Consider the following 20,087-nt stretch of genomic DNA (forward strand, 5'->3'; position numbering starts at 1 on the left):
CCAAGCCCCCGTTTGTCACACCTAGTGTGTAGATTTTCCATAATTATCATAAAATAATCGACATATGCGAAAAAAAGCGAAGGAACTCGGGTTCCCTCGCTTTTTCGGTCCTGCATCTATTATTTGCCGGATACGCTGATCCGGTTCAAAGCTCTTTGCAAAGCGGCTTCCGCACGCTTGAAGTCAACGTTGCTTTGCTTCTCAGCAAGACGTTTCTCCGCACGTTCTTTGGCTGCTCTTGCGCGCTCTACGTCAATATCTGCTGGCAGCTCGGCGCTTTCCGCCAGTATAACCACTTTGTCCTTACGCACTTCCATGAAACCGCCGTTCACTGCGATGATCTCGTCTTTGGAGCCCTGCTTCTTCACAGTAATCGAGCTGATTTTCAATGGCGTGACGAGTGGAATGTGGTTCGGCAGAATTCCAAGCTCCCCTGCAACACCCTTCGCTACAAGCATGTTCGCTTGCTCAGCGTACACTTTGCGCTCAGGAGTAACAATTTCAAGTAGGAATGTACTCACTTGGATTCTCCTTCCTCAGCTTACGCGTAAGATAGCCTTACAGCGTTTTCGCTTTCGCGATTGCGTCCTCAATCGTACCTACGTTGTGGAACGCTACTTCAGGAAGGTCATCGTGCTTACCTTCAAGAACTTCTTTGAAGCTGCGCACAGTATCTTTCAATGGTACATACAAGCCTGGGAAACCGTTGAACGGCTCAGCAACGTGAAGCGGCTGAGACAAGAACAGACGGAGACGACGCGCGCGTGTAACAACCAGTTTGTCCTCATCGGACAACTCATCCATACCCAAGATCGCGATGATATCCAGAAGCTCTTTGTAACGTTGAAGAACTTGTTTAACGCCTTGTGCTACTTTATAGTGCTCTTCGCCCAGAATTTCAGGCGTCAAGATACGGGAAGAGGATGCAAGCGGATCTACCGCTGGGAAGATACCCGCAGCCGCGATGCTACGCTCCAAGTTCGTTGTAGCGTCCAAGTGAGCGAACGCTGTCGCTGGAGCCGGATCCGTATAGTCATCCGCAGGAACGTAAATCGCTTGAATCGATGTTACGGAACCTTTTTTCGTGGATGTAATACGCTCTTGCAATTGACCCATTTCTGTAGCCAGGGTTGGTTGGTAACCTACCGCGGATGGCATACGGCCAAGCAAAGCGGATACCTCGGAACCTGCTTGTGTGAAACGGAAAATGTTGTCGACGAACAGAAGAACGTCTCTGCCTTCAACGTCACGGAAGTATTCAGCCATTGTCAAACCAGTCAAGGCTACGCGAAGACGCGCACCAGGAGGCTCGTTCATTTGACCGAAGACCATCGCTGTTTTCGCGATAACGCCGGAATCTTTCATCTCGTGGTAAAGGTCGTTACCCTCACGAGTACGCTCACCTACACCTGCGAATACGGAGATACCGCCGTGCTCTTGCGCGATGTTGTGGATCAGCTCTTGCATCGTTACGGTTTTACCTACACCCGCACCTCCGAAGAGACCGATTTTACCACCTTTTGCGTAAGGAGCCATCAAGTCGATAACTTTAATCCCTGTTTCAAGAACTTCCGATTTGGTGGACAGGTTCTCGAAAGCAGGTGCTTCTTTGTGGATCGGACTGCTGAGTGTGCGGTCAACTGTATCGTTACCATCGATTGGGTCACCGACTACGTTGAACACGCGGCCCAAAGTTGCTGGACCTACAGCTACGGTAATTGGAGCACCTGTATCAACAGCTTCGGCGCCGCGCACAAGTCCGTCCGTGGAAGACATCGCTACGCAACGTACGAGGTTGTCACCAAGGTGAACAGCCGCTTCAACCGTTACGGTAACCGTTTGTCCGCCTTCCGTTTTTTCAATTTTGATTGCATTCAGAATTTCAGGGAGCTGTCCGCGATCGAACTCGATGTCGATGACAGGCCCTGTAATATTCACAACGCGCCCTTTGCTCATGGTTTCCCTCCTAAGAAAAGCTTCGCCTCTGACCGAGGCGTTTTATCAATTAAGCGTTCGCGTTCGCGCCGCTGACGATTTCCGCAATCTCTTGCGTAATGGCAGCTTGACGTGCACGGTTGTATGCCAATGTGTAACTGCTGATCATTTTCGTTGCATTTTTCGTTGCCGAGTTCATCGCTGTCATTCTCGCACCGAACTCACTTGCTTTACCTTCCAATACTGCGCTGTAAATAATGGTTTCCGCATATTTCGGCAGCAGCACTTCCAGAACGCCTTCCGCAGATGGCTCATATTCATAGCTAGCTGTAGAAGCCACTTTCACATCCTCCATCGGAAGCAGGCGAATCGTGGTTGGTATCTGACTGATTGCATTTTGGAATTTGTTATACACCAAGAACAATTGGTCGTATGTGCCATTCTCAAAGTTGGCAACAGCAGCAGCGGCAATCGATTTAATATCCGAGAACTTCGGAGAATCCGGAAGTCCTGTTACTTCCTGAACGATCGGAACATTGCGTTTCTTAAAGAAATTGCTACCTTTACGTCCGATAACAAAAACCGCGTATTCCGACGCAGATTTGTGTCTTTCGTTAATTTCCGACATTGCCTTCCGCAATACGTTCGCGTTGTAGCCTCCAGCCAAACCACGGTCCGAAGTGATAACCAAATAAGCGGTTTTCTTCACTTCGCGCGTTTGCAGCATCGGATGCTTCACACCTTTGGAGCCTGCTGCGATGCTTGCAACCACTTCTTTCAGCTTATCCGAGTAAGGACGGGCTGCTTCCGCTGCTTGCTGAGCTCTGCGCAGGTTCGCTGCTGCGACCATCTCCATCGCGCGCGTAATTTGCTTCGTGTTTTGAGTCGATTTAATCTGGCGCTTAATCTCGCGCATTCCTTTTGCCATACCTGTCACCTCTCTTTTGAGGCTTTGGAAAGCCTTCATTCGAAGGCCTGATCTCAGGCAGCCTGTTCGCTGCCCAATCTCAGGCTAACACGGGACCTGAAGTTCCGCCGGGGAAACTCAGATATTATTCAGAAACTGCGAAGCTCTTCTTGAAAGCAACGATCGCATCAACCAATGCTTTATCGTTATCCGCAGTAATATCTTTCGTATCATTAATGCTGTTCAAGATTTCCGGACGGTTGGATTCCAGGTAAGCCAAGAACTGCTGCTCGAAACGAGTTACGTCTTGTACCGGAATGTCATCCAAGTGACCTTTAACAACGGTGTACAGGGAGCAAACTTGCTTGGCAAGAGAAAGCGGCTGATGCACGCCTTGCTTCAAGATTTCAAGTGTACGAACCCCGCGGTCCAGACGAGCTTTCGTCGCTCTGTCAAGGTCGGAACCGAACGCTGCGAAGGCAGCAAGCTCACGGTATTGCGCCAAGTCTACACGCAGCGTACCGGCAACTTTTTTCATGGCTTTCGTTTGAGCGGAGCCCCCTACACGGGATACAGAGTTACCAACGTTAACCGCTGGACGCTGACCGGAGTAGAACAGGTCGGACTCAAGGAAGATTTGACCGTCCGTAATGGAAATTACGTTCGTAGGAATGTATGCGGAGATATCGCCCGCTTGAGTCTCGATGAATGGAAGAGCCGTAATCGAACCGCCGCCAAGCTCATCGTTCAATTTCGCAGCGCGCTCCAGCAAACGGGAGTGCAGGTAGAATACGTCCCCTGGATAAGCTTCGCGACCTGGTGGACGACGGAGCAAGAGGGACAACTCACGGTATGCAGCCGCTTGTTTGGACAAGTCATCGTATACGATCAATACGTGCTCGCCTTTGTACATGAAGTACTCGCCCATTGCACAGCCCGAGTACGGAGCCAACCAAAGCATAGGTGAAGGCTCGGAAGCGGATGCTGTTACAACGATTGTGTAATCCAAAGCGCCGGCAGCACGAAGTTTCTCAACAACGCCTACAACCGTGGATTGTTTTTGACCGATAGCGACGTAAATACATTTCACGCCGTTACCTTTTTGGTTCAGGATCGCATCGATAGCAATCGCTGTTTTACCTGTTTGACGGTCACCGATGATCAACTCACGCTGACCGCGACCGATTGGAACCATCGCGTCAATCGCTTTGATCCCTGTTTGCATTGGCTCATGAACGGATTTACGAGCCATAACGCCTGGAGCCATGTTCTCTACAGGGCGGAATTCCGTAGAAGCAATTGGACCTAAACCGTCGACCGGTTGACCCAGGGAGTTAACGACACGGCCGAGAAGGGCTTCCCCAACAGGAACCTCCATGATACGTCCAGTACGTTTTACTGCATCGCCTTCACGGATATCCTTGTAAGGTCCGAGAATAACGATACCGACGTTGCTTTCTTCAAGGTTAAACGCGTAGCCAAGAACGCCATTCGAAAACTCAAGCAGTTCGCCTGCCATGACGTTTTCCAAACCGTGAGCACGAGCGATACCGTCCCCGACTTGAATGACTGTACCTACGTCAACCACTTGCATATCGGATTTATAGTTTTCAATCTGTTGTTTAATCAATGAGCTGATTTCTTCAGGTTTGATACTCAACGAACGTCACCCCTATTCTTACAGTGCATGTTATTAAAAACCGGTCTCTTAAACCAGAGCTTTGGACAGGCGGTCCAGCTTGCCTGCCAAACTGCCATCATATAAACGGTCACCGATGCGTACTTGAATGCCGCCGAGCAGCTTAGGCTCGACAACAGCAGTTGCGCGAATCGTTTTTCCCGTCAGTTTGCTGAAATGCGATGCAATTTCCGCTTGTTGAGCTTCAGTCAGTGTGAAGGCGGAATAAATGGTTGCACTGGCTTGGCCGAGTGCTTCATTCGCAATTTTCACATAATCGCTCACCAGAGCGGAAAGAATCGCTTGTCTTCCTTTATCGATCAAAACCAGCAGCGTGTTCCACACCGGCTCGGAAACTTTGCCCTCGAAAATCTGCTTCAGCAGGTCCGTCTTGACGGTCGCCCCGATGTTCGGATGGTTCAGGAACTTCTGCAAGTCCGCATTGTCCCTAATCGCACTAGCTACAGATTTCAGCTCTTCTTCGACTTGGGCAATTATTCCCTTGCCTTGCGCTACTTCAAAGAGAGCTCTGGCATAACGCTTCGCTACGACGATGTCACTCATACGTTGCCTCCTACCTCTTTGAGGTAATGCTCAACCAGTTGCTCTTGTGACTTTTCGTCGATTTGCTTTTCAATAATTTTGGAGGCAATCAGAACGGACATCGCGCCGACTTGGCTGCGAAGTGCGGCAACCGCTTTGTTCTTCTCGCTCTCAATATCTTTCAAAGCTTCTTCTTTCAGACGAATCGCTTCTGCTTGTGCAGAACGAAGAATATCATCAGCTTGTTTGGAACCTGTCAATTTCGCTTGCTCGATGATATCGGTAGCTTCCTTGCGCGTTTGTTGCAGAACTTGCTTTTGTTCCTCTAACAGTTGTTCAGCTTGCTTGCGGCTTGTTTCAGCCGTTTGAATTTGTTCTTTAACCAGCTGTCTGCGTTTTTCCATCATGCCGAACAGAGGACCGAACGCAAACTTGGAAAGCAACAGATACAGAATCAAAAACGCGATAATTTGTATAAAAAATGTGGACCATTCAATATGCAAGTAACGTCACTCCCTTCTGATAAGGTGGGCAAAATGAAGGCGTGGTGGCGACTTTCGCCATCCCCGCCGAACGATTTCTTAAGCTTGCCCCATAAAGATGAACGCAAGAACCAATGCAACGACCGGCATTGCCTCTACCAGACCTACCCCGATAAACATTGTTGTTTGAAGCGTACCACGAAGTTCTGGTTGACGGGAAATACCTTCCAAAGCACGACCTACGATCAAACCGTTACCGATACCTGCACCAAGTGCTCCCAAACCGAATACGATACCTGCTGCTACTAATGCTATTGCTCCCATTGTGAAAATCCTCCTTAAACTCTTCTAAGTTTATTTTAGTTGTATAAGTTGACTCGAGACTTCCCGAGGTAAGTCTTGCTTCTAATGTTCTTCTTCATGGACTAACGTTTGTGAGATGTAAACCATTGTCAACATTGTGAATACGAAGGCTTGAATAGCGCCAACGAACACACTGAAGCCCTGCCATACGAAGAGAGGCGCAATTCCAAACCATCCTGCTCCAATAATGACAGATATCATAATTTCACCTGCATAAATGTTACCGTAAAGACGGAAAGCGAGCGTAAGCGGCTTTGATACGACTTCAATCAAGTGAAGGATCAACATTGCCCCTTTGTACTCAAAATAGTGCGCGAAGTAATGCTTCGTGTTACGCGTAATCCCTAAGTAATGGCTTAATACGATTACGATAACCGTAAGCGCTCCTGTAACAGCGATGTCGGCTGTTGGCGATTTCCACCAAGTAGTATGATCTTCCGTCACGATAGAGAAAGGAAGACCGAGCATGTTGCCGATAAAGATGTACATAATGAGCGATAGACCTAACGCGATGAATCCTTTGCCATGCTTGGACCCGATGGTGCTTCCGATGATTCCTTCTACGAATTCGATCGTCCACTCCATGAAGTTCTGCAATTTCGAAGGATTTGTAACAGACGCCTTGCTGGCCCCTGCGATTGCGAGGATAAGCACAATAATGGAGGTAATTCCGATCATCAATAGTGCAGATGCGTCGAAGTGAATACCTAACCACTCAAATCCTGGTGCGTGATGTTCCATGTTTTCCAATTTCACCCCTTTCATCGAATGGAATTACTTCTTAGACTTCCTAATAGAAAGAATACCCAGTACGAGTGTTGCCAATTGAGCAAAAAAGTATCCCACGATCGTCGTGGTTAACGCGACATGTTCCGGATACCTTACGGCAACTAAGCCCGCGAAGCCAGCAACTGCTGCCCTTGTCAGAAAACCCAGGGTCACCTTGCGCCCTTTCTGCTCTATCGCAGCTGCTCCCAACTTGTTAATTTTCCAGGCCAGAAACCTTGCATTGATCATACTCGCAGCGGAGCCGAGCATAATCCCGGCAAAATAGATCCGGTAATCAACAAGAAGCGCCCATGCAGCCAAACAAAAGGATAAAAAGAAAAGAAACACATTTTGAACCGTTTTCAGAGTGGCTGAAAATTCATCCATCATAGCCCTCCGTACTGCTTAATCATGAAGTAAATGCTTATGACTCCGGTTACAAGCCCTAGCAAGAATCCGCCTAGCAACCAGAACTGTCCACCTAGTGTCCGGCTTAGCCAATCGCCGAGCAAATATCCGGCTCCTAAACAGACCACGAGGTCTATGCCGATCGCACTAGTTAACGCAACTGCCCGCCACGGATTATCATTGGGATTTTGCCGTTTCATCGCATCCTCCTGAAGGCTTTCCGCCTGGGAAAACCCGTTTCATAGACATCATGCTACGAATCCTCATTTATTGTATCGAAGCCATGCAAGGTTTGTCAATTGACAGAACTTCACAAGTGTCGCCCCCCCAAACACCTGAGAGCCTTGCGGCTCTAGGGTTTGCGAGTTTCCAAACCAAACAGTCGAACTGTACGCTGTAGCGTTTGTCATGATTTTGTCACGGTTAGAATGCTTCAGGACGCTCCGAGACCTTGCCGAAGTGATGCAGAATCCCTTGAACGATCCGTTGCGACGCTTTGCCGTCCCCGTAAGGGTTGGCGGCTTGGCTCATTTTATTGTATAAAACAGGATCGGTAAGCAGCGCGCGAGCACGCTCATAGACCTTCTCCTCGTCCGTTCCAACCAGCTCGAGCGTGCCGGCTTGAATGCCTTCCGGACGCTCTGTCGTATCGCGAAGCACCAGCACGGGCACCCCAAAGGAAGGTGCTTCTTCTTGAATGCCTCCGGAATCCGTCAGGATCATATGGGTATGCGGATAAAAATTATGAGTTTCTACGACATCCAGAGGTTCGATTAGTTTTATCCGAGGATGATTGCCTAATATTTCATGAGCTGGCCCTTGCACAGCAGGACTTAGATGGACCGGATAAACGATGGCGATATCCTCAAACTCATCTGCAATACGCTTCACAGCGCGGAATATCTGGCGGTGCGGCTCGCCTTGCGACTCCCGGCGGTGCGCCGTCATGAGAATGAGCTTGCGTCCTGCAGCCCACTCCAGAATCGGGTGCTGATAGTCCTTCTCCACCGTATATTGGAACACATCCGTAACCGTATTACCCGTTACATAGATTTGGGACTCCGATTTATTCTCTTTGCGCAAATTATCAGCCGACAGCTGTGTAGGCGCGAAATGCAAGTCGGCCAAAACGCCTGTCAGCTGACGATTCATTTCTTCCGGATAGGGCGACATTTTGTTCCATGTGCGCAAGCCAGCTTCGACATGGCCGACTTGAATCTGCTGCATGAAAGCGGCGTAGCTGGCAAGGAACGTAGTCAATGTATCGCCATGCACGAGAATTAAGTCCGGCTTCGCTTCCTTGAAGACGGGCTCTAAGCCTTGAAGCACGCGGATCGTAATTTCGTTGAGCGTTTGGCGGTCTTTCATGACATTCAAGTCATAGTCCGGTTTAATATTGAAAATATCGAGCACCTGATCCAGCATTTGGCGATGCTGCGCCGTTACGCAAACAAGAGATTCAATATGCTCCGGATGCTTCTCCAGCTCCTTAATCAGCGGAGCCATCTTAATCGCTTCGGGTCTTGTCCCGAAAATCGTAATGACCTTCAAACGTTCCATTCGTTCTTCTCCCCCATCGTAAGCCTATTATTTCGTGCCGAACAAACGATCTCCTGCGTCTCCCAATCCAGGTACGATATAACCATGATCATTCAAATAGTCATCTACGGCAGCGACGTAAATATCAACGTCCGGATGCTCCTGCTGAACCGCTTTGACCCCTTCCGGCGCAGCAATTAAGCACATCAGCTTGATCTGCGTGCAGCCTCTGCGCTTCAATACTTCGATCGCCATATTGGCAGAGCCGCCTGTAGCCAGCATCGGGTCAATCACAATCAATTCCCGCTCCTGCACATCCGTCGGCAGCTTGACATAGTATTCGACAGGCTGAAGAGTGTCCGGATCACGGTAAAGACCGACATGTCCGACTTTCGCAGCCGGAATCAGCTTCAATACGCCATCGACCATCCCCAAGCCCGCGCGCAGAATCGGAATCAAGCCCAGCATTCTTCCGGAGATGATGCGGCAATCCGCCGTCGTTACCGGTGTCTTCACCTGCACATGCTCAAGCGGAATATTTCTCGTAATCTCGTAAGCCATTAACGTAGCCACTTCGTCTACAAGCTCCCGAAAATCTTTGGTCTTCGTGTTCTCATCCCGAATATACGTCAGCTTATGCTGAATCAGCGGATGATCACAAATAAATAACTTCCCCATAAATATCCTCCTAAAAATCTACACGTTATATGTATGTTACCCATTTAGCGTCAAGGTACGACAAACCTCGTTTATTATATCATATGTTATCCAACTTATCCTAAAAAAACCGCCTGAGAGCTGCTCTCAAGCGGTTTAGTTACACAGAAAGTGAGTTTTCTTCTTCCATGGAATCCGTCCGGTACCAGATGCTCTTAAAATCAAACCATCCGAGCGTATTAAAAGTTATGCCCTGCAGATGAGGGCTGTATACCAATTGTTGGGTGGTATGCAGCAAAAATAGAACCGCATAGTTCTCCGACACGAGCGACTGCATGGCGCGAATCCGCTGCATTCGCCTGAAGGCGTCAGGCTCCGCTTCAATCGAAGCGATCGTTTCGTCGAATATTCGGCGCTGATCGTCCGTTGCGAAAGTGCGCACGGCAAGATTGCCGACTTTGTACATCTCGATGAGGCAGCGGGCTTCATCGTCGTCCGCCACGACGCCGCCCATAATGGCATCGGCCTCCAGCAGGAGAGGAACCTTCGTCATTTGTTGAAACGTGTACTGCTTCAGCTCGACCGGGATTCCAATGGCCCGGCAAGCGGCCTGAATCCATTCGGCCTGGGCGCAATTCTTCTGGGTGAAGACCATCTTCAAGGGTTCGCCGGCATAGCCGCATTCCCGCAGAAGCTCTCTCGCCCGCTCAGGTTGATTATCGTCAGGCTGCGGCCCCGGTAGCTCGGGCGGCAGGAAATCGGCAGCAGGTCTGGCGTGGTAAAGACCAAGCTCCTTAATCAGCCCGCACCTGTTCAGAACGAGCTCTACCGCCTGGCGGAACTTTAGCTGCTGCTGCGGCCCCTGCTTCCGCAAATTAAACACGATCGTACTGGAGCCCAGCATCATAATCTCCTTCTTGTACCAATGGGCAGGAGCCGGCTGTTTGTAATGGTTGAGCTTCCCCATCTGGAAGTTCAGCTGCTGCCATCTCCGCTCGCTGACATCGTCCGGGACATATAACAGCTCGATCCGGTCGAGATGGGCGCCTTCCCGGTAATAATCCTCGAACGCTTCGAGCGTCACGCCCCCGGCATCGTGCCTCACGATGCGGAACGGTCCCGTACCGACAGGCAGCATGCTGGCATCCGCCACTTTGGTCGCGCTGTATACGTCGGCCGGCACAATCGCCGCCTGATACGAGCTCACATAGTGCGGCAGCAAATAATTCGGCGCATGCATCTCCAAACGAACCGTTAACCGGTCGAGAGCGCGAATCTCCTTCACCGACTGCAGGAGCCAGCGGTTCGGCGAGTCTTCCGTGCCAATGGTCCGCAGCCGATTGAACGTGAACACCACATCGTCAGCCGTCAGCTCGCGGCCATGGTGGAACCGTACCCTTTTGCGCAAATAAAAGGTCCATTCCGTGGCATCGTCGTTGCTGGCCCACTCATGGGCTAGACCCGGCACCACCTCGCGGCACACCGGATTGTAATAAAGCAGCGTGTCGAAGGCCTGCTTAATGAAGTGCAGATCGCGCGAGAAGAGCACGTCCACAGGATCCAGAGTCAGCACGCGGATCTGCATCGGCAGCCGAAGCGTCTCGGCATTGCCGGTCTCGCAGTTGCCTCTGTAGCCGAAATAGCTGCCCAGCCAAGCCAAGAACCGGTCCATGACGGCTCCGTCCAAGCCATCCATTTGAAACAAGCTCATGGCGCTGTTCAAGTTGCCCTGTTCGACAAGGAGCTTCGCTTCCGCCAGCAGCAGATCTTCCGCAGGGACCAAGAACCGGATGGCGGAACGGTGCCCGCGACCGCGGCCCGGGGTCCAGACGATCCAGCCCATCTCGCTCATTTTGCGGATCAATATTTTCACGTTACGTTCCGTACAATAAAGGTAGCCGGCAATTTCTTCAACCGAAACGGGCACGTCCATATACGTGTGGGGGATATGTAAGGCGCGCGTTACCGATGACTTCAACTGCGCATACTGTAAGGCAAGCTGCATGAAATTACCCTCCTCTTACACGAATTACCAAAGAGTATAGTGGCGCGCCAGACATTCGTCAACATCCTTTCGAGGGAGGAAAAGGTGAAAGTTTTCCAAAGCTATGTACACTTTTTAACTTACGGTCATTTGGTATGATGGGTGTACCCAGCCTTGCCAGAATCTATGAAACAGGTGATGCAGCATGACTTTCTTCCAATTCCATCCTAATGTACGGCTGCGCATTGCGCTAAGTTTCTTGACCAATATCCTCAGCAACATGATCCTTCCGTTCATGTCGATCTATATCGCACGTACGCTCGGCACGACGATAGCCGGTACGGCGACAACGATATCCATCATCATAGCCTTGCTCAGCGCCACCCTCGGGGGCCATTACGCCGACCGGGTCGGCCGCAAAAAAATGATGCTGATCGGAGAAGGCGTCGCACTGCTCGCTTATGCCATCATGACCTTCGCCAATTCGCCACTCTGGCATTCAGCAGCCCTGACGCTGATCATGACGATGATCTCCAGCGCTTCGTGGGGACTGAGCAAACCGGCCGTCGAGGCCATGCTGATCGATGTGTCCGGACCGGATACGCGCAAAGCGATCTATCGGATTAATTATTGGTCGAATAACCTGGCCATTTCCGTTGCGGGGATGATCGGGGGCTTTTTCTTCAGCGATTATCTCTTCGAGCTTCTGCTTGCAGCGAGCCTGATGTCGCTTCTAGCGTTCCTGATTACCGCCTTCTTCATGTCGGAGACGATGCCGGAAGCTGACCGTGACCGGACCCAGACCGATCAAGACCTGCCTGCCGCACGGAAGCAGCAGGTGTCCATGCTCGAACGGTACAAGGAGGTGCTGCGGGACCGCCGGTTCGTGATTTATTTGCTCGCCGGTGTCCTCATCGTGTCGGTAGAGATGAATTTAAGCGGATATATCGGCGTGCGGATCGCCCAGGATATCCAGCATACCCCGTGGCTTCCGGGTTTACCCGCAGCCGTGGACGGGCTGCCGCTCGTCGGAATCTTGCGTACAGAGAACACGATCGCCGTCGTGCTCCTCTCCCTTTTCGTCGGCCGACTGCTCAAGAACAGCTCCGATACCAGGGTCATGCTGCTTGCCATGTTCCTGAATGTGGCCGGTTACTCGTACCTCGTATTCGGCGGCCAGCCGGCCTTACTGCTGCTGCTTATGCTTGTGGCAACCATCGGGGAGATCACCTATGTTCCGCTCAAGCAGGCGATGCTCGTGCAGCTCGTCCCCGATCATGCCCGCAGCTCTTACATGGCGCTCAGCTCCATGACCAATCGCGTTGGGATCATGGTCAGCGGCCTGAACATGATCATCGGCGGCTTCCTGCCGACCGGTGCTATGGCGGTGTTCATCCTGCTGACCGGTATCATCGGAATAGGCATGATGGCGTCCATTCTGCCAAGCCTTAAGCAAGAAGAACATGTGCGGCATGCCGCGTTGTGAGCGAAAGGCCGGACTTCGGCGTCAGCCCGCGTTCCGCGTTCCCGCCGTAATTCTTCCATTACCGGGCCGCGTGCTATTTGGCGGCTTGCCGCTGTTTCCTGCACCATAGGGATAGTGTCCATATGAAAAAGCCCGGTCATCCATGACCAGGCTTTTTGTTCGTATTTAAGAGACCCACGAGCGAACGCCATCTTCCGATACGACACTCCGTTCGTTTGGAATTCCTCCGCTTCTAACGGACTGAGACGCCGCTATTCAACGATTTCCATGGGCAAAATTAACCCTATCGGACTCAGATGACGCTATTTTACCCAAAATGTTCCCGATCAGGCTTTAATTCCGCAAATAGAGGTTCTCTAGTCCGTTACAACAACAATATAGGCCGAAAACCTTAAATAACGGCTCTACTGTCCATTAGAGTCCGTTAGCAGGCGGACAAAAAAGAGCAGGGAATCCCCTGCTCTTTCCTTGATTAGTATGTCAAACCTGGGTATAGCGGATATTGCGCCGTCAAATCTTTCACCATGCCGCGAGCTTTCTCCAGCACAGCTTCGTCTTTCGGGCTTTTCAAAGTCAAAGCGATGACTTTCGCGATTGTTTTCATCGCTTCTTCGCCCATGCCGCGGGAAGTTACAGCCGGCGTACCCAGACGGATACCGCTTGTGATGAACGGGCTGGTCGGGTCGAAAGGAATCGCGTTCTTGTTCGCTGTAATACCGATCTCGTCAAGCACGTGCTCGGCATCTTTACCGGTGATGTTCAGGTTGCGCAAGTCAACCAGCATCAAGTGGTTGTCCGTACCGCCGGAAACCAAGTTAATGCCTTCCGCTGTCAGCGCTGTTGCCAACGTTTGAGCGTTGTTGATCACGTTCTGACCGTAAGTTTTGAACTCCGGCTGCAGCGCTTCACCGAAGGAAACGGCTTTCGCAGCGATTGTGTGCATCAAAGGTCCGCCTTGGGAACCAGGGAATACGGCTTTATCGATCGCCGCCGCCCACGCTTTGCGCGTAAGAATCATACCGCCGCGAGGACCGCGAAGCGTTTTGTGCGTCGTTGTCGTTACGAAATGTGCGTGAGGCACTGGATTCGGATGCAAGCCGGCAGCTACCAGACCTGCGATATGCGCCATATCGACGAAGAACAGAGCGCCTACATCGTTAGCTATAGAAGCCAGCGATTCGAAATCGATAGTGCGCGGATACGCGCTTGCGCCTGCAACGAGCATGCGAGGCTTATGCTTGAATGCCGCTTTACGTACATCGTCGTAATCGATGCGGAAATCTTTCTCGCTTACGCCGTAAGCAACGAAGTTGTACAGAATACCGGATGCATTAACAGGGCTGCCGTGCGTCAAGTGACCGCCGTGCGCCAGGTTCATCCCAAGCACCGTGTCGCCAGGGTTCAATGCCGCCAAGTAAACAGCCATGTTGGCTTGCGCACCGGAGTGCGGTTGAACGTTCGCATGCTCAGCGCCGAAGAGCTCCTTCGCGCGATCGCGGGCGATATCTTCCACGATGTCTACGTACTCGCAGCCGCCGTAGTATCTTTTGCCCGGGTAGCCTTCAGCGTATTTGTTCGTCAGCACCGTGCCCATCGCTTCAAGAACGGCTTGGCTCACGATGTTTTCCGAAGCGATCAATTCGATTTTGTCGCGTTGACGGCCTAGCTCGAGGTTCATCGCCTCTACGATTTTCGGATCTTGCTTGCTCAAAAAGTTTGTCATATGGAACTCCTCCTATAAGATAATCTTTTGTCTAAAATAAAACCCTAGCAATCCGCATCCGGCGCGGCTTGCCGATACAACTGCTCTGCAGCCTCAGATGTATAAACGGCTCTCGTCCCGCCGACCAGCTTCGGACGGGTGAACGCCATCGTCACATAAGCGTGGCCGATATTTCGTACGGGCGGTCTGGCCGGTACGGCAACCCTGCGCAAATGCATGCCGATCAACGTGCTGCCGATATCGATGCCGGCGTGCGCCTGAATCGTCTCGACAACGACCGGCTTGGCGAAGTGGCGGTACGCGTACGATGCCATCGAGCCGCCGGCCTTAGGCACCGGGATGACCGACACAGGCTCAAGCTGAGGGGAGATCGCCAAGAGCTCCTCCTCGATCACGAGCGCGCGGTTCAAATGCTCGCAGCACTGATAAGCCAAGTGCAGCCCGAACTCGCGGCTGATGCGCTGCGCCGTCTCGAAGATCGGCTTCGCTGCATCGAGTGTCCCCGACGTGCCGATCCGATGCCCGAGAATCTCGCTCGTGCTCGTTCCAATAACCAGAATGTGGCCCGGCCGAAGACCTCCCACCTTGACCAACTCGCGAAGATTCGTTTCCACGCCCTCTGCAACCGTGTGAAGAATGGAGTCTGTCATCGTCTCACCCGCTCCTGCTTAAGGATGAATCGCGAAGCGATCTTCGATGCTTTGCACTTTGTTAATGCGATTCCGGTGGCGTTCGCCTTGCGAAAACTCGGTTTCCAGCCAAATTTTCACGATTTCCTCCGCCACACCGGGCCCTACGACCCGCTCGCCGATCGCAAGCACGTTCGTATCGTTGTGCTCACGTGTCGCTTTCGCGGAGAAAAGGTCATGCACCAAGGCACAGCGGATACCAGGAACCTTATTGGCGGCAATGGACATACCGATGCCCGTTCCGCAGATCAAGATCCCTTTATCGGCTTCTCCCGATACGACTTGCTCGCAAACCTGCAGCGCATAATCCGGATAATCCACCGAATCCGCACAATTACATCCATAATCGATAACCTGATGACCTAATGATTCAATAAAAGGAATGATAACATCTTTCAAACGATAGCCAGCATGATCCGCACCTAAGGCAATTTTCATGTAAAAACGCTCCTTTGCTTGTTCGAATTCGACCATCCTATTATATCCCAAAGTCCACCAGAAAACGAAAAAAAGAGCGAACACGCTAGAAATAGCGCGTTGCTCTTTTGCCCAGGCGACCGGCCGTATAGCTCAATGCTCCATTGTGGTTAATCCCACTCGTCGCCAGTTACATTGAGTCTTGATTGATATATTCATCATATCGCATTCTGACCGAGGTGTAAAGATGTATCCTGCTGCCATTCTTAGGCTTTCGGACCTTCTCCGCCTTCGCGAAGCTTCTGCACCAATTTATCCAAACTCCGGCTGATTTCCTCCGCCGTCTTCCGATAAACCTCCAAGGAGCCGCCGAACGGATCGGAAATGTCATAGTCGGGAATTTCATCTTCAAGCGTATAAATGCGGTTTCTCTCTTCCACCGTTACAGTTTGGGATAGCGCCCGTTTGAGCTGAAGCTCTGTCACCAGCCGCTCCCTCTCTTCGATGGCCTGTAGGATCCGGTCGTCGTCCTCTACGTATTCCTTGAGGGTGAACGTCTTGTCTACGGCGTCCGGGAACCGCTGAATCACCGACCGTTTGTGCCCCGTGGTCATCGTCAGAATGAGATCGGCCCACTGCACCTCGGACTCCTGAATCGCTAACGAACGAATGTCTTCCTTGAAACCTGCCTCCTGCAGCAGCGATGCACTATTCCGGGAAATGGGAGCGCCCGTTACCGCAGATACACCGGCTGAACGAACTTCCGCCGCTAGTCCTTCTTCGTGCACTCGAATGCGCAGCAAACCTTCGGCTAACGGACTGCGGCACGTATTTCCCGTACAAACAAATAGAATTCGCAACATGAACCCCTCACTTTCCGTTAATTCGTCTCTACCTCTTCTATTGTATCATAGCAAAAACTTGATCCCAAACGCGAGCAAAATCAATCCGCCGAACGCCTCGCCGTACTCCCCGACCCAGCCGTTGACCCGTCGTCCAACCAGCAAACCCGCAATGGAGAGCAGCCCCCCGAACAAACCGAATGCAAACACGGTCAGCAGGATATCCGTCGCAAACATGCCCAATGAGACTCCTACGGAGAAAGAATCGATACTGACGCTAAGCGCAAAAATCGTGAGCCCCCAGAGCGTTCGATGATCGAAGGAAACCGCTTCTTCTCCGCGAACCGAACTATATACCATATGTGAGCCCAGAAGGATAAGCAGACAGCCCCCCGCCGCAGTGGCGACATTGCCAAGCAGCAGCGAGACATATTGTCCCATGAACATGCCCATCAGAGGCATGATGATATGGAAAATACCGATCACGATGCTGATTTTCAGAATATCGAGCAAGCGAATGCCCTTCATACCGATGCCGATCCCTAAGGAAAAAGCATCCAGCCCCAAAGCAACCGCCATAATGAGTATTGTGATCAGTTGCCCTAATTCAACGTCAGTCCCCAGCATCTTGCTTTCCCCCTTGTCCGCTTTCTTCTCCAAGATATGCGGACAAACAGGGAATCATGCTAGCTAAACGCGTACAAGCCGGTGACCGGCAGCCTTACGCAGCCGATTCATAATGGCATGGCCAATCCCCGTCTCCGGGCAGCCCTCTGCGGCAATATACCGGATGCCTTCCTGATCGAATTGCCTCAACGCAGCATACAGCTCCTGAGCAATCGTTTCCGGTTCGGCCAGCGAGCCGCAGGCAATGACGAGATCGGCCTGGAATCGCCCGGCTCTCTCTTCATACGTGAGAATACCGGTTGACTCCCCTCTCTCCTTGGCAGCGCGGACGTCTTCTTGGATCCAGGCGGCCACGGCTTCCGAATCCTCACCGTACACGATATGCATATATCCCTTCGGGGCGTAATGCGTATACTTCATGCCTGGCGCGCGCGGCGTTTCGGCGGCCCGCACCTCTTCCCGCTCCTGATCATGCACACGGACATGCGGAAGCGCAGAGCGGAGCTGCTCCGCCGTCACGCCGCCGGGGCGCAGTATATATAACTCGCCGTCTGCGAGCTGGATCACTGTCGATTCCACCCCGACCCCGGTGCCTCCGCCGTCCACGATGCCGCCGATGCGGCCGTCCAGATCGTCGCGAACATGAGAGGCCATCGTCGGACTCGGTCTGCCGGAGCTATTGGCGCTAGGTGCGGCGATAGGGAGGCCGGTTTCCCGAAGCAGCTCCAGAGCAACGGGATGGTCGGGGATTCGTATGCCTACCGTCGTTAATCCCGCCGTCACTAACGGCGAAATGCTGCCTGTAAGTACAGGCAGCACGATGGTTAGCGGACCAGGCCAGAACGTGTCCATTAGCATTCGGTGGTCAGGCGTGAGGGACGCCGGATCGATGAGTCCTGCGAGCTGCTCCGGATCTGCGATATGGACGATTAGCGGGTTGTCCGAAGGTCTTCCTTTAGCTGCGAATATGCGTTCCACCGCACGCGTGTTCGTCGCATCGGCGCCAAGCCCGTATACCGTCTCCGTCGGGAAAGCGACCGTCTCCCCGTCCCGCAGCATAGCCGCCGCTTCTATGAGGGCCGTGGATCTCTCTCCTGTGCCCGGTTCCACACTCCAGTATGTTGTCACGATATGATCATCCTTACTTCTAAGTTAATGATTAACTGAACCAGCTGACTACTTTCTTGACCATTTCCCAGACGAAAAATTTAACCTCCGGCTGAGCGTCCTTCGTTTCCTTCGCTTGCTTAGCGTCAGCGGAATCCGCCGCCGGTTTGGCTGTCCCATCCGCTTTCGCTTCCTTGGACGGCTTCGCTGAAGGCTCGGCCGTTTTGCCTGCTTTAGCTGCTGCAGGCGCTTCTGCTTGCTCGGTTTTCGTGACAACGGCTGCCGCTGCCACTGCTTCACCCGATACGGAATCTACGAAGCACAGCGGCGGGAACAACACGCACCACCAATTCTGTCCTTCCCCGCTGCCGATCGTCACGCGAAGCGCTTCGTAATCGCCTGCCGGATATACTTGATTGCCGTACATTTTCGTCGGAAACGGCACTTGGCCCAGCTCGACCGTGTGCGTATAACGGTAACCCCGCTCTTCGATCATTTGTCCGACCAGCGCATCGAACTCAGGCAAATGAGCGGTCACAACCGCTCTAGCTTCTTCCAGCGATTGCGGGCCCACAACCCACTCCTGCATGCGCGCGATAATGGCATCGCGAATCTCGCGTTTCAATGCTTGATCCTGTGCGGAATCCGAGTTTGCTAGAATGCGCAGGCGAATGGATTCTTCCGGAATGACAGGGGAAACTACCGCCGCATTCGTACGATTCGATTCCCAACAAGCGATCATCACAATAAGTGCAAAAGCAACTAATAATAAACTCTTATATGAATGGCGTTCCGTTCTTTTTACCATGAGGAATAGCCCCTTTCCCTTCGCTTCTACTAGCCAGTATAGGCAAAAAGAGGAGAGGCTAAACCTAGCAATCTATTAAAATTTATAGTTGATAGAGTAGATAGATTTGGGAGAAATGAAATGGAGCTTGGAGCTTGATACCCGCTAACGGACTGACGAGCCGTGCAAACCGGCATTAGCGGCTGCTCAGTCCGTTAGGGCAACAAGGGACCCTAACAAGGACTCGCACACGGGCTCCGAGCAGGCCCCCCTACTCCCGCGCCCGAATCGCCAACACATGGCGATCAATGCCCTGCAGATCCGGCACGAACCGGATCTCCTCCCACTCGGCGGCGGCCCGCAGCATCGCCGCCACAGCCTCCGCCTGCCGAATGCCGACCTCGAACCCGACCACGGTCGGGATCTGCGGCAGCTGCGGCAGCTGCATAATCATCCGGCGGTAGAGGTCCAGCCCGAGGGCTCCGCCGAATAAAGCTGTGTGCGGCTCGTACAGCCGCACCTCCGGCATCAGCGCCGGGAGCTCGCCATCAGGGATATACGGTGGGTTGGACACCAGTATATCCGGAGCGATCCGGCGCTCGATATAAGGCTCGAGGAGATCGCCCTCGAGCCACGTCACCCGCGCAGCCACTCCGTGGCGCTGCGCGTTCGCGCGGGCCATCTCCAGCGCTGCCGCGGAGATGTCGCTGGCGGCCACGCGCCAATTCGGGCGCGCGTGAGCGACGGTCACCGGGATGATACCGCTCCCGGTGCCGACATCCGCAAGCAGCGGAGCGCCTTGCGGGAATAAACGCGAGCCCTCGTGAAGCAGCGCCTCCACGAGGAGCTCCGTCTCCGGCCGCGGGATCAGTACGGCCGGGCTTACCGCGAACGGAAGGCCGTAGAAATCCTGCTCGCCGGTAATGTACTGCACCGGCTCGCCCGCGGCCTTCCGTTCCACCAGCTGGCGCCATGAATCCGCCAGCTCGGCAGGGAACTGTTCCTGGAAGCGGAACAGCAGTTCCGTCCGGCTGCAGCCCAGCAGATGCTGAAGCAGCAGCTCCACGCAGGAAGCGGCCTCCGCCACGCCCAGCTTCCCTAAAAAAGAAGAAGCCTCTGCATAGGCTTCTCTAATCGTCATCGAG

General features: G+C 52.6%; 22 protein-coding genes and 1 riboswitch. Of the genes, 1 reads left to right on the forward strand and 21 read right to left on the reverse strand.

Annotated elements, in window-relative coordinates:
* Window positions 1-119: 119 nt before the first annotated feature.
* The 13 genes from J2X61_RS26205 to J2X61_RS26265 form a co-directional block, all read right to left on the reverse strand.
* Window positions 120-521, reverse strand: a complete 402-nt coding sequence (locus tag J2X61_RS26205) for a F0F1 ATP synthase subunit epsilon (protein ID WP_274473104.1) — start codon at window positions 519-521, stop codon at window positions 120-122.
* Window positions 522-558: 37 nt separating this feature from the next.
* Window positions 559-1,956 carry a F0F1 ATP synthase subunit beta gene (gene atpD, locus J2X61_RS26210; RefSeq protein WP_274473105.1) on the reverse strand — a complete coding sequence of 466 codons (1,398 nt, stop codon included), beginning with the start codon at window positions 1,954-1,956 and terminating at the stop codon, window positions 559-561.
* A 49-nt stretch (window positions 1,957-2,005) separates the two neighbouring features.
* Window positions 2,006-2,863, reverse strand: coding sequence for an ATP synthase F1 subunit gamma (atpG, locus tag J2X61_RS26215; RefSeq protein WP_274473106.1), 858 nt, complete (start codon window positions 2,861-2,863; stop codon window positions 2,006-2,008).
* Between the two features lie 124 nt (window positions 2,864-2,987).
* A complete protein-coding gene (gene atpA / locus J2X61_RS26220; RefSeq protein WP_274473108.1) occupies window positions 2,988-4,502 on the reverse strand; it encodes a F0F1 ATP synthase subunit alpha in 1,515 nt (504 codons plus the stop codon).
* 48 nt (window positions 4,503-4,550) lie between these two features.
* Window positions 4,551-5,084: a F0F1 ATP synthase subunit delta gene (locus J2X61_RS26225; RefSeq protein WP_274473109.1), complete on the reverse strand. Its 534-nt coding sequence runs from the start codon at window positions 5,082-5,084 to the stop codon at window positions 4,551-4,553.
* Window positions 5,081-5,566 carry a F0F1 ATP synthase subunit B gene (atpF, locus tag J2X61_RS26230; protein WP_274473110.1) on the reverse strand — a complete coding sequence of 162 codons (486 nt, stop codon included), beginning with the start codon at window positions 5,564-5,566 and terminating at the stop codon, window positions 5,081-5,083. The genes J2X61_RS26225 and atpF overlap by 4 nt, the downstream gene beginning before the upstream one ends.
* Before the next feature lie 78 nt (window positions 5,567-5,644).
* On the reverse strand, window positions 5,645-5,869 hold the full coding sequence (gene atpE / locus J2X61_RS26235) for a F0F1 ATP synthase subunit C (RefSeq protein ID WP_274473111.1): 225 nt from the start codon (window positions 5,867-5,869) through the stop codon (window positions 5,645-5,647).
* Window positions 5,870-5,950: 81 nt separating this feature from the next.
* Window positions 5,951-6,649 carry a F0F1 ATP synthase subunit A gene (atpB, locus tag J2X61_RS26240; RefSeq protein ID WP_274473113.1) on the reverse strand — a complete coding sequence of 233 codons (699 nt, stop codon included), beginning with the start codon at window positions 6,647-6,649 and terminating at the stop codon, window positions 5,951-5,953.
* Window positions 6,650-6,682: 33 nt separating this feature from the next.
* Window positions 6,683-7,063, reverse strand: a complete 381-nt coding sequence (locus J2X61_RS26245) for an ATP synthase subunit I (RefSeq protein WP_310192030.1) — start codon at window positions 7,061-7,063, stop codon at window positions 6,683-6,685.
* Window positions 7,063-7,284: an AtpZ/AtpI family protein gene (locus tag J2X61_RS26250; RefSeq protein WP_274473117.1), complete on the reverse strand. Its 222-nt coding sequence runs from the start codon at window positions 7,282-7,284 to the stop codon at window positions 7,063-7,065. Before J2X61_RS26250 ends, J2X61_RS26245 begins: the two co-directional genes overlap by 1 nt.
* 223 nt (window positions 7,285-7,507) lie before the next feature.
* Window positions 7,508-8,644 carry a non-hydrolyzing UDP-N-acetylglucosamine 2-epimerase gene (wecB, locus tag J2X61_RS26255; protein WP_274473118.1) on the reverse strand — a complete coding sequence of 379 codons (1,137 nt, stop codon included), beginning with the start codon at window positions 8,642-8,644 and terminating at the stop codon, window positions 7,508-7,510.
* A 27-nt stretch (window positions 8,645-8,671) separates the two neighbouring features.
* Window positions 8,672-9,301, reverse strand: coding sequence for a uracil phosphoribosyltransferase (upp, locus tag J2X61_RS26260; RefSeq protein ID WP_274473119.1), 630 nt, complete (start codon window positions 9,299-9,301; stop codon window positions 8,672-8,674).
* 139 nt (window positions 9,302-9,440) lie between these two features.
* The gene (locus tag J2X61_RS26265) at window positions 9,441-11,285 is read right to left on the reverse strand and encodes an ABC transporter substrate-binding protein (RefSeq protein ID WP_310192034.1); all 1,845 of its coding nucleotides are present in this window, start codon (window positions 11,283-11,285) and stop codon (window positions 9,441-9,443) included.
* Window positions 11,286-11,469: 184 nt separating this feature from the next.
* Here J2X61_RS26265 and J2X61_RS26270 point away from each other — a divergent pair, with 184 nt between their 5' ends.
* The gene (locus J2X61_RS26270; RefSeq protein WP_310192036.1) at window positions 11,470-12,750 is read left to right on the forward strand and encodes an MFS transporter; all 1,281 of its coding nucleotides are present in this window, start codon (window positions 11,470-11,472) and stop codon (window positions 12,748-12,750) included.
* A gap of 472 nt (window positions 12,751-13,222) precedes the next feature.
* Here J2X61_RS26270 and J2X61_RS26275 read toward each other — a convergent pair whose 3' ends face one another.
* The 8 genes from J2X61_RS26275 to prmC all read right to left on the reverse strand — a co-directional run bounded on the left by J2X61_RS26275 (window position 13,223) and on the right by prmC (window position 20,083).
* Window positions 13,223-14,473 (reverse strand): serine hydroxymethyltransferase, encoded by a 1,251-nt coding sequence (locus J2X61_RS26275; RefSeq protein ID WP_310192039.1) that lies wholly within the window; start codon window positions 14,471-14,473, stop codon window positions 13,223-13,225.
* A gap of 44 nt (window positions 14,474-14,517) precedes the next feature.
* Window positions 14,518-15,123, reverse strand: coding sequence for a TIGR01440 family protein (locus J2X61_RS26280; protein ID WP_310192040.1), 606 nt, complete (start codon window positions 15,121-15,123; stop codon window positions 14,518-14,520).
* Window positions 15,124-15,141: 18 nt separating this feature from the next.
* A complete protein-coding gene (gene rpiB / locus J2X61_RS26285; RefSeq protein ID WP_274473124.1) occupies window positions 15,142-15,600 on the reverse strand; it encodes a ribose 5-phosphate isomerase B in 459 nt (152 codons plus the stop codon).
* A gap of 102 nt (window positions 15,601-15,702) precedes the next feature.
* A riboswitch (ZMP/ZTP riboswitch) is annotated at window positions 15,703-15,783 on the reverse strand.
* A 62-nt stretch (window positions 15,784-15,845) separates the two neighbouring features.
* Window positions 15,846-16,442 (reverse strand): low molecular weight protein arginine phosphatase, encoded by a 597-nt coding sequence (locus J2X61_RS26290; RefSeq protein ID WP_274473125.1) that lies wholly within the window; start codon window positions 16,440-16,442, stop codon window positions 15,846-15,848.
* Window positions 16,443-16,487: 45 nt separating this feature from the next.
* Complete coding sequence (locus J2X61_RS26295; RefSeq protein WP_274473126.1) at window positions 16,488-17,048, reverse strand: manganese efflux pump MntP; 561 nt, start codon at window positions 17,046-17,048, stop codon at window positions 16,488-16,490.
* A gap of 63 nt (window positions 17,049-17,111) precedes the next feature.
* Entirely contained in the window at window positions 17,112-18,179 is a 1,068-nt protein-coding gene (locus tag J2X61_RS26300) for an L-threonylcarbamoyladenylate synthase (RefSeq protein WP_396135506.1), read from the reverse strand.
* Between the two features lie 28 nt (window positions 18,180-18,207).
* Window positions 18,208-18,963 (reverse strand): stage II sporulation protein R, encoded by a 756-nt coding sequence (gene spoIIR, locus J2X61_RS26305; protein ID WP_274473128.1) that lies wholly within the window; start codon window positions 18,961-18,963, stop codon window positions 18,208-18,210.
* A 250-nt stretch (window positions 18,964-19,213) separates the two neighbouring features.
* A complete protein-coding gene (prmC, locus tag J2X61_RS26310) occupies window positions 19,214-20,083 on the reverse strand; it encodes a peptide chain release factor N(5)-glutamine methyltransferase (protein WP_310192045.1) in 870 nt (289 codons plus the stop codon).
* Between the last annotated feature and the right edge of the window lie 4 nt (window positions 20,084-20,087).

Origin of the sequence: Bacillus sp. 3255, assembly GCF_031456485.1 — a bacterium.
In the GTDB taxonomy this organism is placed as follows: Bacteria; Bacillota; Bacilli; order Paenibacillales; family NBRC-103111; genus Paenibacillus_E.

Bases quoted from the DNA above. Each gene is read 5' to 3' on its own strand.
- atpD (WP_274473105.1), bottom strand. From the start codon at position 1,956: ATGAGCAAAGGGCGCGTTGTGAATATTACAGGGCCTGTCATCGACATC.
- atpG (WP_274473106.1), bottom strand. From the start codon at position 2,863: ATGGCAAAAGGAATGCGCGAGATTAAGCGCCAGATTAAATCGACTCAA.
- J2X61_RS26225 (WP_274473109.1), bottom strand. From the start codon at position 5,084: ATGAGTGACATCGTCGTAGCGAAGCGTTATGCCAGAGCTCTCTTTGAA.
- atpE (WP_274473111.1), bottom strand. From the start codon at position 5,869: ATGGGAGCAATAGCATTAGTAGCAGCAGGTATCGTATTCGGTTTGGGA.
- atpB (WP_274473113.1), bottom strand. From the start codon at position 6,649: ATGGAACATCACGCACCAGGATTTGAGTGGTTAGGTATTCACTTCGAC.
- J2X61_RS26245 (WP_310192030.1), bottom strand. From the start codon at position 7,063: ATGGATGAATTTTCAGCCACTCTGAAAACGGTTCAAAATGTGTTTCTT.
- J2X61_RS26250 (WP_274473117.1), bottom strand. From the start codon at position 7,284: ATGAAACGGCAAAATCCCAATGATAATCCGTGGCGGGCAGTTGCGTTA.
- wecB (WP_274473118.1), bottom strand. From the start codon at position 8,644: ATGGAACGTTTGAAGGTCATTACGATTTTCGGGACAAGACCCGAAGCG.
- upp (WP_274473119.1), bottom strand. From the start codon at position 9,301: ATGGGGAAGTTATTTATTTGTGATCATCCGCTGATTCAGCATAAGCTG.
- J2X61_RS26265 (WP_310192034.1), bottom strand. From the start codon at position 11,285: ATGCAGCTTGCCTTACAGTATGCGCAGTTGAAGTCATCGGTAACGCGC.
- J2X61_RS26270 (WP_310192036.1), top strand. From the start codon at position 11,470: ATGACTTTCTTCCAATTCCATCCTAATGTACGGCTGCGCATTGCGCTA.
- J2X61_RS26275 (WP_310192039.1), bottom strand. From the start codon at position 14,473: ATGACAAACTTTTTGAGCAAGCAAGATCCGAAAATCGTAGAGGCGATG.
- J2X61_RS26280 (WP_310192040.1), bottom strand. From the start codon at position 15,123: ATGACAGACTCCATTCTTCACACGGTTGCAGAGGGCGTGGAAACGAAT.
- rpiB (WP_274473124.1), bottom strand. From the start codon at position 15,600: ATGAAAATTGCCTTAGGTGCGGATCATGCTGGCTATCGTTTGAAAGAT.
- J2X61_RS26290 (WP_274473125.1), bottom strand. From the start codon at position 16,442: ATGTTGCGAATTCTATTTGTTTGTACGGGAAATACGTGCCGCAGTCCG.
- J2X61_RS26295 (WP_274473126.1), bottom strand. From the start codon at position 17,048: ATGCTGGGGACTGACGTTGAATTAGGGCAACTGATCACAATACTCATT.
- spoIIR (WP_274473128.1), bottom strand. From the start codon at position 18,963: ATGGTAAAAAGAACGGAACGCCATTCATATAAGAGTTTATTATTAGTT.
- prmC (WP_310192045.1), bottom strand. From the start codon at position 20,083: ATGACGATTAGAGAAGCCTATGCAGAGGCTTCTTCTTTTTTAGGGAAG.